General features: G+C 73.6%; 9 protein-coding genes. 3 read left to right on the forward strand and 6 right to left on the reverse strand.

Annotated features, from left to right (window positions below):
* Positions 1 to 195 precede the first annotated feature (195 nt).
* Genes ACFVYX_RS02575 through ACFVYX_RS02585 form a run of 3 tightly spaced genes read left to right on the forward strand, consistent with a single transcriptional unit; the run spans position 196 to position 5,484 of the window.
* Positions 196 to 1,086: a serine/threonine protein kinase gene (locus ACFVYX_RS02575; protein ID WP_389679424.1), complete on the forward strand. Its 891-nt coding sequence runs from the start codon at positions 196 to 198 to the stop codon at positions 1,084 to 1,086.
* A 48-nt stretch (positions 1,087 to 1,134) separates the two neighbouring features.
* The gene (locus ACFVYX_RS02580) at positions 1,135 to 3,321 is read left to right on the forward strand and encodes a protein kinase (RefSeq protein WP_389679425.1); all 2,187 of its coding nucleotides are present in this window, start codon (positions 1,135 to 1,137) and stop codon (positions 3,319 to 3,321) included.
* Positions 3,322 to 3,381: 60 nt separating this feature from the next.
* Positions 3,382 to 5,484 carry a PQQ-binding-like beta-propeller repeat protein gene (locus ACFVYX_RS02585; protein ID WP_389679426.1) on the forward strand — a complete coding sequence of 701 codons (2,103 nt, stop codon included), beginning with the start codon at positions 3,382 to 3,384 and terminating at the stop codon, positions 5,482 to 5,484.
* A 95-nt stretch (positions 5,485 to 5,579) separates the two neighbouring features.
* Here the strand turns inward: ACFVYX_RS02585 and mycP are convergent, their stop codons facing one another.
* The 6 genes from mycP to ACFVYX_RS02615 form a co-directional block, all read right to left on the reverse strand.
* Positions 5,580 to 6,815 (reverse strand): type VII secretion-associated serine protease mycosin, encoded by a 1,236-nt coding sequence (gene mycP, locus ACFVYX_RS02590; RefSeq protein ID WP_389679427.1) that lies wholly within the window; start codon positions 6,813 to 6,815, stop codon positions 5,580 to 5,582.
* Between the two features lie 17 nt (positions 6,816 to 6,832).
* On the reverse strand, positions 6,833 to 8,299 hold the full coding sequence (locus ACFVYX_RS02595; protein ID WP_389679428.1) for a hypothetical protein: 1,467 nt from the start codon (positions 8,297 to 8,299) through the stop codon (positions 6,833 to 6,835).
* 92 nt (positions 8,300 to 8,391) lie between these two features.
* Positions 8,392 to 8,862 carry a hypothetical protein gene (locus ACFVYX_RS02600; RefSeq protein WP_389679429.1) on the reverse strand — a complete coding sequence of 157 codons (471 nt, stop codon included), beginning with the start codon at positions 8,860 to 8,862 and terminating at the stop codon, positions 8,392 to 8,394.
* 120 nt (positions 8,863 to 8,982) lie between these two features.
* Positions 8,983 to 11,310 (reverse strand): xanthine dehydrogenase family protein molybdopterin-binding subunit, encoded by a 2,328-nt coding sequence (locus ACFVYX_RS02605; RefSeq protein WP_389679430.1) that lies wholly within the window; start codon positions 11,308 to 11,310, stop codon positions 8,983 to 8,985.
* Entirely contained in the window at positions 11,307 to 13,028 is a 1,722-nt protein-coding gene (locus tag ACFVYX_RS02610) for a 2Fe-2S iron-sulfur cluster-binding protein (protein WP_389679431.1), read from the reverse strand. The genes ACFVYX_RS02605 and ACFVYX_RS02610 overlap by 4 nt, the downstream gene beginning before the upstream one ends.
* Positions 13,025 to 13,900, reverse strand: a complete 876-nt coding sequence (locus ACFVYX_RS02615; protein WP_384100217.1) for an FAD binding domain-containing protein — start codon at positions 13,898 to 13,900, stop codon at positions 13,025 to 13,027. The genes ACFVYX_RS02610 and ACFVYX_RS02615 overlap by 4 nt, the downstream gene beginning before the upstream one ends.
* Positions 13,901 to 14,245: the final 345 nt, after the last annotated feature.

Consider the following 14,245-nt stretch of genomic DNA (forward strand, 5'->3'; position numbering starts at 1 on the left):
GGGTTCTTCACAGGTGTCGCACGCCGGCTTCACCATCGCAACCCGGACAGCCCGGACTTCCCAGACCACACCGCGGCCCGCACACTGCGGAACCCGCCCCCGCGGCGCTCCCGGGCACGGCCCCGCGCCCTCGCCTCGGTAGGCTCGGCCCGCCCCCGTCACCACGGGGCGCACGGACGACGGGGGGCGGTACCGGTGGAACAGTCGCGCACACAGCAGGAGTCCGCGCGGCGGATCGGCCCGTTCCGGCTGATCACCCGGCTCGACCCGCCCCACGCCGCGACGCCCTGCCGCCGGTTCGTGGCCCGCACCGAGGACGGCATGCACACCGTGCTCCTGAGCACCCCGCTACCCGGCACAGACCCCGGCCGGTTCGCCGCCGAGGCCGACGCCGCCCGGTACCTCCTCGGCCCCTGGATCGCCCCGGTGACCGACGTGTCGGGCCCCGGCGAAGCCCCCTGGTACGCGAGCCCGTACGTCCCGGCGCTTCCGCTCCCGGTGGCCCTGGCCGTCCACGGCGGCCCGCTGCCCGAGGCCACCGTCCGGGCCATCGGCGCCACCCTCGCCGAGGCGCTGTCCGCCGCGCACGGCCAGGGCCTCACGCACGCCGGGGTGTCCCCGGCCGCCGTCCTGCTCACCGCCGACGGCCCCCGGCTCACCTGTTACGGCGCGGTACGGGCCGCCTCGGCCGACGGCGAGCCGCGCACCGGACTGCCGGGCCTCGACCCGGGGGCGCTCGCCCCGGAACAGGCGTCGGGGGGCCGCCCCCGGCCGCCGGGTGACGTCTTCGCGCTGGGCGCCGTCCTCGCGTACGCCGCCACCGGGCACACCGTCCCCGAGCGGGACGAGATCCCGCCCGCCCTGCGCGCGTCGATCGCCGCCTGCCTGGCCCGCGACCCAGCCGACCGGCCCACCGCCGCCGCCCTGATGGCCTCGCTGACCCCGCCGACCGCCCACGCGACGGTGCTGAACTCCGCCGGCTCCCTCCTCGCACCCGGCTGGCTGCCGGGCCGGGTGGTCGCCGCGCTGGCCCGCCAGTCCGCCGAACTCCTCGCCGTCGAACTCCCGGCGCCGGCCCGGGTCTGAAAGCCCCCGATCACCTCTCCTCTCCCTGGATCTGACGGACCTGACCTCATGCTGTCGCCCCTGACCCACGACGACCCCGCCGCCGTCGCCACGTACCGTCTCCTCGCCCGCCTCGGCTCCGGCGGCATGGGCACGGTCTACCTGGCCCGCACTCCCGGCGGCCGTACCGTCGCCCTCAAGACCGTGCACGCGCGGCTCGCCACCGACCCCGCCTTCCGTACCCGTTTCCGCCTGGAGACGGACGCGGCTCGGATCATCGGCGCCCGGCACGGCGCGGCCGTCGTCGACGCCGACCCGCTGGCCGAGACTCCGTGGCTGGCCACCGAGTACGTCCTCGGGCCGCCGCTCGACGACGCCGTCGCCCTCGGCGGCCCGCTCCCCGAGCCGACCGTCCGCGCGCTGGGCGCCGCGCTCGCCGGGGCCCTCGCCCAGCTCCACTCCTCGGACGTGGTCCACCGCGACCTCAAGCCGTCGAACGTCCTCGTCACCGCGTACGGCCCGAAGATCATCGACTTCGGCATCGCCCGCGCGGCCGGCGACGACCACCTGACGCGTACCGGAGCGGCGGCCGGCACGCCCGCCTTCATGTCGCCGGAGCAGGCGAGCGGCCAGGAACACCCGCCGGCGGGTGACGTGTTCGCGCTCGCCGGCGTCCTCGTCTTCGCGGCCACCGGCCACGGCCCCTTCGGTACGGGCTCCCCCGCCGACCTCCTCTACCGCGTCCGCTATGCCGATCCCGACCTCACCGGCGTACCGGAGGCTCTTCTTCCGCTCCTGACGGCCTGCCTCGCCAAGGACCCGGCCGCACGCCCCACCACCGGCACGCTGATCAACCACCTCCACGACGGCCACGGCGAGTTCGCGGACCACCTCCCGCCCCTGCTCCTCACCGACATCGCCCGCCGCGCGACGGACGTCTGGCTGCACGCCCCGTACCGCCTCCCGGCCCCGGCGGGCCCGGCCGTCGCGGAGACCGCCCCGAGCACCCCGCTCTCCCGCCGCCGCGCCCTCACCCTGGGCGGCGGCTCCCTCCTCGGCCTCGCGGGAGCGGGCGCCGGAGTGTGGGCATGGCTCGGCTCCCGCGACACCTCCCAGGGCGCAGGCGGCTCTCCCGCCCCGACCGGCCCCACCGCGATCCCCGCCACGACCGCCGCCGACGGCGCGCCCGCCGCGCTGTGGCAGGACTCGGTCCTCGACCGCGAACAGAGCACCACGCAGCTGCTCGCCGGAGACGACGTCGTCGGCTTCGCCGAGACCATCTCCTTCCGCGCCGTCGACACGAAGGACGGCAGCGAACTCTGGTCCGAATCCGCGGTCATGGAACCCCACCAGGTCACCACGGACGGCACGAACTTCTACCTCTCCGACGGCCCGTTCGAGGGCCCCGGCGTCCTCAAGATCCGTACGCTCGCGCCGCGCACCGGGAAGGAGGCCGCCCGGACGATCGAGCTGAAGGGCATCGACGGAACGACCACGGAGCTCATCACCGCGGGCGGCGGACTCCTCTTCACCGCCTCGCGCCTGGGCAAGCGCGAGCTCGACCCGGACGCGGACAACATCGGCTGGCATCTGCTGACCGTCGATCTGCGAACGGGCAAGGAGGCGTGGCGGCATCCGTACGAGTGGGACGGCGTCCGACCCTGGCTCGCCCAGATCGTCGGGGACCGGCTGATCCTCGGCAAGAACAGCGGCGACCTCGACACCTTCCTCATCCAGGCGCGGGACGTGCGCACGGGCCGGCAACTGTGGCAGCGACGGCTCCCGCTGACGAAGTCCGCCTCGTTCATCCCCGGCCAGCTCGCCACCGACGACCGGCACGTCTACACGGGCGGCGACCGGCTCCGGGCGGTCCGCCTGACGGACGGGGCGGTCGCCTGGGAGTACGGCAGCGGCACCGACCCCCTGGCCTACGGGGTCCCCGCTGTCGCGGGCGACCTCGTCTACACGAACGTGAGCGGACAGGGGCTCGTGGCCGTCAGCGCCACCGCCGGCCTCGAGCGCTGGGCGGAGAAGGTCGGCGCCCGCCCGCTGACCCCGCTCGCCCTCACCACGCCGGTGATCGGCACGAAGTACGCGTACGGGCCCGTACGCGGCGGTCTGAGCGCCGTCGACCTGTCGACCCGCGTCTCTGCCTGGGTCTTCCCGACGGACGCCACGCGGTACGTCGTCGACAAGGAACGGGCCCGCATCATCGGGGCCGGGGAGTCGACCGTCGTGGCCATCCCCTTCGCCTGAACACCCGTCCCTCCCGGGCCCTCCCCGCCCGTCCCCGCCACCGAACCGGAAAGCATCCTCGTGACCACGCAGCCCCTCGCCACCGGCGACCCGCTCCGGCTCGGCCCGTACCGCCTTCTCGGCGTCCTCGGCGAGGGCGGCATGGGCAAGGTGTACGTCGGCAGGGACGCCCGAGGAGTCCCCGCCGCCGTCAAGGTCCTCCGCCCCGAGCTCGCCCACGACCTGCACCTCGCCCAGCGGTTCGTCCGCGAGGCCGACATGGCGCGGGCCGTCACGAGCCGTGGCGTTGCCCGGGTCCTCGCCGCGCAGACGGAGGGCGGGCGGCCGTGGATCGCCGCCGAGTTCCTCGCCGGCCCGACGCTCGACGTCGCCGTCCGTACGTACGGGCCGCTGAGCGTGCCGGCGGTCCGCGCCCTCGCCGCCCACCTCGCCCGCACGCTGCACGACATCCACACCGCCGGGCTCGTCCACCGCGACCTGAAGCCCGCGAACATCGTCCTCACCTCGACCGGCCCCCGGATCATCGACTTCGGCATCGCCCGCCCCGAGCACGGCCTGACTCTCACGACGACGGGCCAGATCCCGGTCACTCCCGGGTACGGGGCTCCCGAGCAGGTCCTCGGGCAGCGGGTCGGACCGGCGTCGGACGTCTTCTCCCTCGGCGCAGTCCTCGCGTATGCGGCGAGCGGCCGGCGCACCTTCGAGGGCGCGCACGTGGCGGCGGTCCAGTACGAGGTCGTGCACGGCGCGCCGGACCTGGGCCTGGTGCCGCCGGAGCTCCAGGAGCTCATCGGCCCGTGCCTGGCGAAGGACCCGGCGTTCCGCCCGGCACCGGCGCAGGTGGCCCAGGCCTTCGCCCCGCCGAAGGGCGCCGACCAGGCCTGGCGCAAGGGGCCGCTCGCCGAGGACATCAAGCGGCGCGAGACCGCCACGAAGCGCCTGGCGGCCCCCGAGGAGACCGCCGTACCCGGCGGCAGGCCGACCCGGCGCCGCTTCCTCACCGGCGCGGCCGTGGGCGTGGCGGTCCTGGGCGCCGGCGGCGGGACGGGCGCCTGGTGGCTGAACCGCGAGGGGAAGTCACCGACCGCCGACGTGCCACCCGCCGTGGCGACTCCCGAGGCGGCCTTCGTCTCGATCATCGACACCGCGTACGGCGAGGTCCCCAAGCCCCTGTGGGGACCCCAGGACCTCGCGGCGGCGAACGGTCAGCTGCCACTGCCCGTACGGGACGTGGTGATCCTGCAGGCGAAGACCGGCGGGCTGCTCGCGCTCTCCGTCAAGGACGGCAAGGAACGGTGGCGGGCGAAGACGATCGACGCCGACGCCGGTTACGTCTCCGTCGCCGACCGGCTCGTCGTGGGCGTCGACAGGAACGGCGTCGTGCGCGCCTTCGTCGCCTCCTCCGGCAAGCCCGTCTGGCAGTCCCAGGACGACGTCGAGGACGTCCTCGCAGCCGACGACACCCATGTCTACCTGGTGACCAAGAACAACGAACTCCGCGCGCTCGACGCCTGGACCCTCGCCACCACCTGGACACGCCCGATGACGTCCCCCCGCTCCCACAACGGCGCCGCGAAGGCCGCCGTGGGCCGAAAGCGGCTCGTGATCCACGGCAGGGACGGCTACGTCGCCGCGCTCTACACCGAGACGGGGGAGACGGACTGGGAGGTCAAGAACCAGGGCACCGACGGCCAGATCCCCGTCCTCGGCGACAACATCGCCTATCTCGGCGGCCGCACGCTCATGGCCCGCCGGCTCGACCGCGGCGACTTCCTGTGGGAGGAAGAGGCCAAGAGCGACACGGGTCCGGGCTGGGGGACGCCGGCCGCGGACGGCGACTTCGTCATCGCCGTCGACGGCTACCACGCGTATCGCTACAGCACCATGGTGGACATCCACCACCCGGTCCACGACTGGTACGAGGTCCTGGAGAGCGACGGGACGGGCACCGGCACCTTCAACCCGCCTGTCGTGGCGGGCGCCACGGTCTGGATCCACACACCCGACAACAGCGTGGTCGACGTCCGTCACAAGATCACCCACGAGCACCTGTTCACCGCGAAGATGCAGCGCCTGGGCCCCTACCAGATGGCGAGCGACGGCAACCGCGTCTTCATCGCCCGCGGCGGCCGGGTGTACGCCATGCCGGTCTACGGCACGTGAGCCGCCACCCTCGGGCCGCCCCGTGGTCGCCCCCGGAGGAACAGCCGTAAGGGCTGGTGCCGCGCGACTGGATGGGGCCGCTGCCTGACTTGAGTTCAGCCCCGGCGTGAACGGAGTACGGATACGGCGACGGCGGCGCCGATCAGGACGGCCGCGCCGATGCCGAGTCCGATCCACAGCCCGGTGTCGCCGCCCTCCTCGCTCGCGACGGGTCCCGGCGCGGGTGCCGCGGAGGAGGGCTCCACCGGCCCCGGGTCGGCCGAGGGCAGCTCGTCGGGAGCGGAAGGCGTGGTGGTCGCGGCCTCGGTGAGGTCGTCGATGGGCCGGACGCCGGCCGGACCGGGGTCACCGGGCGTCTTCAGCGTACGGAGCGGGCGGATGGCGCCGTACCCGACGAAGTCGCTGCGCTTCTCGCCCCCGGAGGGCTTGGCGACGGTGTTGAGCATGACCTTGAGGACCTGGTTGTTGGTCCAGTCGGGGTGCTTCGCCCAGAGGAGCGCGGCGGAGGCGGAGGCGAGGGCGGTGGCGTCACTGGTGCCGGAGGACTTGCAGACTCCGCCGTCGTCGCAGGCGGCGACGATGTCCTTGCCGGGGGCGACGATGTCGACCTGTCGCCCGTACTGGGACATCGGGACCCGCGTCGCCTTTTTGTCGACCGCACCGACGCCGACGACGCCGGGGGTCGCCCCTGGGTACTCCACGATGTTGCCCTTGTCGCCGGTGTTGCCGACGGACGCGAAGACGAGAGCTCCCTTGTCGAGGGCGTACTTGACCGCATCCGTGAGCTCTTGCGAGCCCGACTTGGCACCTTGCGAGATGTTGATGACCTTGGCACCGGAGTCGACCGCGAAGCGGATGGCTTCGGGGGCCAGCTTGTTGAACTGCTTGTCCGCGTCGGCCGCACTGCGGTCCTGATCGGGAGCGGGAAGCCGGACCGGGAGGATCTTCACCCCGGGGGCGAGGCCGAACGCCCCCGCCCCTCCGTTGGCCTTGCCCGTGCCGGCGATGATCCCCGCCATGCCCGTGCCGTGACCTTCGACGTCGGTGTGCTCGTCTCCCGCCGCCCCGGGGGCCAGGTCCTTTCCGTCCAGAACCTGCCCCTGGAGGTCCGGGTGGGTGTCCTCGACACCGCTGTCGATCACCGCGACCGTGACGCCCTTGCCCGTGCTGAGCTGCCAGATCTCCTCGGCTCCCATGGCGTCGAGGTGCCACTGCCGGTCCCTGACACCCGCTGCCTGGGCAGGGACGGAAGCGATGCCCACCAGCAGCATCCCCAAGGCGGCCGAGGCGGTGACTCGGACACGGCTCCGTCGCATACTGCTGGTAGACATCTGCTTCCTCGCGCTGATCAGTCGATGACGGGCGGCGCCGCGCGGCGGTTGCCCTGCTGCCAGGTCTCCTCGTCCTCGACAAGGTAGTCGGGACGCTCTCCGTTCTGCTCCTCGCGCTCGCGACCGGCCGGCGTGGCGCCTCCGCGCACGAGGCCGGAGCCACCGGGCGTGAAGGGCCGTGCGCCACCCGCGGCACCGGCGGCGCCGGGGCGCTGCGCCTTGCCGCCGACGACTCCGCCGGACTCGCCGGCGAGCCGGCGTCCGCCGCTGATGCCGTTCTGGCCGGCACCCATGCCGCCGCCCATCGGACCGCCCATGCCGCCGCCCATGGGACCGCGGCCCATGCCGGTGGCGTTGCGTCCACCCTGCTCTCCACCGATGACGGTGCTGCGCGGGAGGCCCGTCTGGGGGCGCCCCTGCGTGCTGGGCACCGCCTTGCCGCCGCTGATGCCCTCGCGAGCACCGCCCGGCAGGCCGCGCGGGCCGCCGGTGTTCAGCGGGTTGCGGGTGCCGCCGGTGACGGGGCCGGTGGGAGGCGGTGTCCCAGGGCCGCCCCTACCGGGAAGCGGGGGCATGCCGGTGGTCATGAACGGAGGCGTACCACCGTCCGGCTTGGTGACCGGCGGCGGACCGCCCGGGGTCTGCGTCGTCGGTCCGGTCGTGGTCGGCGGGAGGGTGTCGACGCTGTCGATGCCCAGGTCCACGGGGACGTCGGGCCGGACCTCGGGGCGTACGACATGCGTCGGCCTTGTCGGATCACCCGTGGTCTGGACGACATTCGTGTCGGACGAGGTCCGCGTGTCCTGCTGCGAGCGTGTGGTGCTCGTGCTGGTGCTGGTACTGGTGTCCGTGCCCGTGGTACGGCTGTCACTCGTCGGGTACTGGACGCGCTCGGTCTCGCCCTGCCGGCCACGGCCGGTGTCCGGCGGAACGAACGCCCCCGGCGGCGGCGGGAACGTCGGCGGCTTGTTGTTGTCCATATGGAAGGTGGACCACTTGTACGCCTCCGAGAGGCGGTCCATCTCCTTCGCCGCCGCCTCCTTGTTCGCCGCTTCCTTGGCCTCGATGGCCGCGAGCTCCTCGCTCGCGGCCATCGAGGACCGCGCGTTGCCGGCGATCGTCCGGGAGTCGGGGTCGTTGCGGTACTTCAGCGCCGCTTCGAGGTTCTCCTTGGCGGAGGCGTGGGACGTGTACCGGGGCATGGCGCTCTGCGCCGAGGCGATGGCGATGGAGTTCTCCTCCATCCACTTCGCGCCGCCCTCGCTGTAGTCCGCGAGCGCCTTCGTCGAGTTGGCCACGTTGTTGGCCCACTCGGCGAACGCCTTCTCGGCCTCGCCCTCCCAGTCCATGCGCTGCATGCTGGTCTGCAGTTCGGAGGCGATCTTCTCCAGCTGCGCCGCGACCGACTTCAGCCGCCCCGCCGCATCGCCCACGTAGTAGCTACTGGCCTCGTCCAGCCACGCCAACATCTGCTGATGCGACATGGCGCGGAAGTTGGTTCCGCCGCCTCCGCCGCCCTCTGCAGGCCTCATCTCTCGCCTCTTCCCCGTGTCCCCGAAATTCCGTCCGCGCCGGCCTACTTGTAGTCGCCGCCACCCTCGGTGGTTTCGCCGCCTTCGCCGGCCGGCGCTCCGTTGCCCGCTGCCTTCTCGGCCTTCTCCTTGGCCTCGTAGGTCCGCTGGTGGATCTCGATCATCTTGCGCTTGATGTCGTCGTCCATCTCCTCGAAGCCGTTCTTCGAGGCGACCACCGCGATCCCCAGGCCCTCCAGGCAGTCCTTGAGCAGACCGGAGAGTTCCACCAGGCGGGAGAGGGTCCCGTCGTACGCCGCGTAGGCGCCCTGGGCCTCGCCCCAGGCGGCGCCGCCGCCGCCGAACTGGGGGCGGGACACCGGCTGATCCTTCAGCTTCCCGGGACCGGCCTCCGATCCCTGGAGCTGCTCGATGAGGCCCTCGACGCCCTTCCGGAACGTCTCCATGGAGTCGGCGCTGTACTTCACGGCCTGCGTCCGCATCCCGGACGCCATGCCCCCTACGTAGGCTTCCATCCCGCGATCCTCCCCCGTGTGAACAACTGTGCCGCGTCCTACCAAGTCTAGAAGTTCACTGTAGTTGGGAACGACGACAGTGCGCACCCCGGGGTTGCACAAGCAACGGACATCACGTGGTTACGAATTGGGCACGGCAACGGCCGCCTGGGGGCGGATCGGGAGGCGGTTGATCGGGCGGCCGGTCGCCGCGCGTACTGCTGAGGCCACTGCGGCGGGTGAGGTGACGACGGGGATCGCGCTCGCCGCCTTGGCTCCGAATGGGGCCACCACGTCGCGTTCCTCGACCAGTTTCACGATGCGAATGTCCGGGGCATCCAGGGATGTCGGGAGTGCGTAACCCGTGAAGTCGGGGTGGCGGACCAGACCGCGGGCGGTGCGGAGGTTCTCCGTGAGGGCCGCGCCGACGCCCTGTGTGACGCCCGCCTCGATGCGGGTGGTGAGCTGCGCCGGGTTGAGGATGCGGCCGACGTCCTGGGCGACGGCCATCTCCACGACGCGTACGGCGCCGAGTTCGATGTCGACGTCGACCACCGCGCGGATCGCGCAGAACGCGAGGCCGACGAACGCGTCGCCCTGGCCCGAGTCGTCGAGGGGTTCCGTGGGGTGGGGGCGGCACTGGGCGGTCGCCCAGAGTTCCTTGCCGTCCATCGCCTCGGTGACCGTAGTCGAGAGGACCCCGTCGTACGAGGTGATCTTGCCGTCGGTGATCTGGAGGAGCTCCGTCGACATGCCGAACTGGTGGGCCAGCGGCTGGAGAAGCTGGGTGCGGACCATCTTCGCGGCCCGTTCCACCGCCCCGCCCGAGACCCAGGTGTGACGGCCGTGGGCGGCCGGTCCCGCCGGCGGCTGGTCGGTGTCGACGGGCGCGACGTGCACCTCGTCGATGCCGAGGGTGTCCTGCACGATCTGGCGGGCGAGCGTCGAGAAGCCGGAACCGGTGTCCACCGCGGAGCAGATGACCGTCGCGACCCCGTCCTGGATGCGTACCGTCGCCGTCGACACCTCGTCCGTGCCCTCCGCGCCCAGCATGTGCACCATGCCGAGCGCGTACCCCACGCCCCGCCGTACCGCGCCGGGTTCGCCCGCGCCCTCGGGGCCGCCGGGCAGCAGCCAGTCCCCCTCCGGGGTGTCCTTGGGGAGGGCGGGGAGGGGGAAGTCCCGTACCGCCGCGAGCAGTTCGGCCACCGGCGCCGGGCAGGTCACCGTCTGGCCCGTGGGCAGGATGTCGCCCGTCGCCATGACGTTCCGCATGCGCAGCTCGGCCGGGTCCACGCCCAGTTTCGCCGCCAGTTTGTCCATCTGCGCCTCGTACGCCGCGCAGACCTGCATCGCGCCCTCGCCCCGCACATGGCCGGACGGCGGGTTGTTCGTACGGACCGCCCACCCTTCGACGAAGGCGTGCGGGACGACGTACGGGCCGCAGGCGAAGGCCACGGCCGCCGCCAGGGACTCGGACGAGGAGTCGGCGTACGCGCCCGCGTCGAGCAGGATCTGCGCCTCCACCTTCACCAGGCGTCCCTCCGCGTCCGCGTGGTGCCGGTAGCGCAGCAGGGTCGGGTGGCGGTGGGCGTGGCCGAGGAACGACTCCTCGCGCGTCGCCGTGAGCTTGACCGGGCAGCCGGTGCGCAGCGCGAGGAGGCCCAGCGGGATCTGGAACCCCGGGTCCTCACGGTCGCCGGTGGCGCCAGGGACACCGGTCACGACCAGCTTCACCTGCTCGGGCGGCAGTCCGAAGCAGGCGGCCGCCAGGTCGCGGTCGGTGTGCGGGTCGGTCGAGGCCGTGTAGATCTCCACACCGCCGTCGGGGCGCGGCACGGCGAGACCCGCCTCCGCGCCGATCGGCGCCGGGTCCTGGCGCCCGATCCGGTACAGACCCTCGACGACGACCTCGCCGGCCGCGTCCGGGTCGCCGAACCGCAGCGGGATGTGCCGGATCAGGTTCCCGTCGGGGTGCAGCGCCTCCGCCGCGAACGCCTTCTCCGGGTCGGTGACCGGGTCGAGGAGTTCGTACTCGACGCTGATCGCGGCGGCGGCCAGCCGGGCCGTGTCGGGGTGGTCGGCGGCCACCGCGGCGAGCGCCTCGCCGTGGTGGCGGACCAGCTCGGACGCGAAGACCGGCCGGTCGGCGACCCGTCGGCCGTACGTCGCCGCGCCCGGCACGTCGGCGGCCGTCACCACGGCCCGTACGCCCGGCATGGCGGTCGCGGCGCTGGTGTCGACGGACACGATGCGCGCGTGCGGGTGGGGCGAGCGCAGGATCGCGGCCCAGAGCAGGCCCTCGGCCCACAGGTCGGAGGCGTACGGGAAGGTGCCCTCGGTCTTCGCCCGCGCCTCCGCCTGCGGGAGCGAGGTGCCGAGGCCGTGCGCGGACGGCTCCTGTCCCGGGGCACCGGAGGTGTCCAGGATGGGGGCCGTGGGAACGGCGGTGGTCGCGTCGCTGCTCACGCCATGCCTCCGTCGTGCGGGTGCGGGATCTGGTGCGGTACACGGGGTTCGTCGGCGCCCTCGGGCGCGGTGGCCGCGGCGCTCGCCTCGCGCTCGGCGACGACGTCCCGTACTGCTTCGAGGACGCCCCGGTAGCCGGAGCAGCGGCACAGGTTGCCGGCGAGCGCCTGGCGGGCCTCCAGCTCCGTGGGGGCGTGGTTGCCCTCAAGGAGGTCGTGCACGGTCATGCACATGCCCGGGATGCAGAAGCCGCACTGGACGGTGCCGCACTTGGCCATGGCCCGCTGCACGTCGGAGGGCTCCCCGTCGGTCGCGAGGCCCTCGACCGTCCGTACCTCGCTCCCGGCGGCGGTCGCCGCGGGGACGAGGCAGGAGGCCACGAGCCGGCCGTCGACCTGCACGTTGCACGCGCCGCACTCGCCCTGCGAGCATCCGTCCTTCGCTCCTGCGAGACCGAGGCGCTCACGCAGGACGTAGAGCAGGGACTCGCCGATCCAGGAACCGGTGACGGGACGGTCGGCACCGTTGACCCGGAGGGTGTACGAGGTGTGGGGGTGCTCGTCACTGTCGGTGGAGGCCTGGGCGCTCGTCGCGCTGTGCGCGGGGTCGGGGGCGAGGCCCTCGGCCGTATCGGTGGCGTGAGCGGGGGCGTGACCAGTCGCCTGATCGGGGGCGTGAGCGGGGACGTGATCCGTCGCCTGATCCGTGGCGTGGCCAGGGGCGTGATCCATCGCCTGATCGGTGGCCTGATCGCTGACAAGGCCGGGCTCATCGCCGGGCGCGTGGTCCGGCGCGGCTGCGGCCTGCTCCTCCGCCGCCCCCTCCCCCGGCGTCCCCTCAAGGGCCACGGCCGCTGCCGCCTCCCCGTCCCGCTGCCCGGCGTCCAGGGCCGCGCCCGGCTCCTCGTCCGCGTCTCCAGGCGTCTCGCCCGGGGCCTCGGCCGCGGGCTCCTCGACCGGCTCCGCCGGGAGCGCCCACGGCGCCGGGGCGCCGCCCGGCAGGGTCGCCGGGGCCTCGGCGTACGGCCTGACGGCCGAGGCGGCGAACCCGTCCGGCTCCTGCCCCGGCCCGGCGGCCTCCGCCGCCTCCGCCGTGTCCGGTACGACCGGGATCTCCCACTGGCCCGTGGTGCCCGGGCCGGCGGCGGGCGCCGTCACCTCCGTGAAGCGCCACTCGGCCGTCGCGTGCGGATCCTGCTCGGCGTACTCGCCGTGCCCGCCGTTCCCGTCACCCTCGACGTACGCGGACCGCCCGGCCTGCCCGAACGCCTCGCCCCGCCCGAAGGTCCCACCAGGCCCGAAGGGCTCGAAGTGCTCGGGCCGCTCGACGTGCTCGGGCCGCTCGAAGTGCTCGCCGTGCCCGAACCGCTCGGCGCGCTCGCCCTGCTGCGGGAAGTGTTCCGCCCGCTGGTAGGCCGACGCGTCCTGGTCCGTGTACTCGCTGCCGTCGAAGTACTGCGTCTGCTCCGCCCGCGTCGGTACGTGCACCGTCCACGAGCCCGTCGCCGACGGGTCCGTCGCCGGCGACGGGGCGAGCGGCTGCAGCGGGGTGATCATCGGCGGCACGTAGCCGTGGCCGGGCGCCTCCAGCGGGACACCGTCCAGCATGAAGTCGGGCGGCAGCTGGACGAACGCGGTCGCGTCCCCGTCGTACCCCTCGCTCTGCGGGATCGGCTCCCAGCCGCCCGCGTTCTGGTGCTGCTGGTCGTTGCTGCTCACGACAGTGCCCTCCCCAGTGCCCGTCGGGCGAGTGCGGCGACGGTGCGCCGCAGGTGCAGTACGGCAGGCGGCAACTGTTCGTCGCCCTGCGGGTCCGGGATGCAGGCGGCGGCGACGTACTCGCCGAACGCGGTGAGCGCCTCCGGCGCGAGCCCCCGGTCGTTGTCCCAGTCCACGAGCGAGGCGATCCAGCGCTCCGCCTCCAGCGGGCGCAGCGGCATCGGGGCGACGGCGCCGACCGCGCAGCGCACCCCGCGCCTGGCCGGGTCGAGGACGACGGCGACGGAGGCGGTGGCGCGGGCGGGGCCGGTGCGGCCGGTGGCCTTGACGAAGACCTGGGGGGCGTGGAGCAGGGGGACGCGGACGAAGGCGACGAGCTCGCCGGGGGCGAGCAGGTCGCGTCCCGCGAGCAGGTGGGAGACGGGGATCTCGCGGCTGCCGAGCGGCCCGAGGACGACGAGGTCGGCTTCGAGGGCGGCGAGGACGGGCAGCGAGTCGCCGGTGGGCGCGGCGGTGACCACGTTGCCGCCGAGGGTGCCGGCGTTGCGGATCTGGGGCGGTCCCGCGGCGCGGGAGGCGGCGGCGAGTGCGGGGATGAGGGCGGCGAAGTCGGGGCGGCCCATGCGCGCGTGGGTGAGGCCCGCGCCGAGGAGGGCGTGTCCGTCCTGGTACTGCCAGCCGCGGATCTCGTTGATGCGGCTCAGGCCGACGAGTCCGGCGGGGCGGAGCTGGCCCTTGTTGACGGCGGCCATCAGGTCGGTGCCACCGGCGACGGGGACGGCGGCCGGCATGGCCGTGAGCGCCGCCACGGCCTCGTCGAGCGAGGCGGGCAGCGTCACGGACTGCGCCGTCTGTGGTGCGTGCGTGGTCAACCCGCTGCCCCTTCCCGGTGTCCCGGTGGTCCCCGAATGTGCCCGGCGGTCGCGCCTGCGTGTGGGCGTACGGTACGTGCTCACAGGCCGGACGTGGCAACTCTGGCACATCTTCCGAGCGGTCCGGCGCGAGGGTCCGCGAAGGACTGTTCCGTCCGGGACGCCCCGAGGAGGGACGGTAACTTCCGTTTCGCCGCTCTTGGGTTAACCGGGGCGCTGGGGGGGTGTCTTGTCGATCAGGCCGGATCAGCCGCGCGGCCCGCCCGGTAGGAAAAAAAAAACACCAAGGGGCGGGCAAAAAGTGGGGGGGAGACACCCCGGGGCGGCGCCCCAGAAAAAAAAAAA

The organism is Streptomyces sp. NPDC058326 (genome assembly GCF_042879855.1).
In the GTDB taxonomy this organism is placed as follows: Bacteria; Actinomycetota; Actinomycetes; order Streptomycetales; family Streptomycetaceae; genus Streptomyces.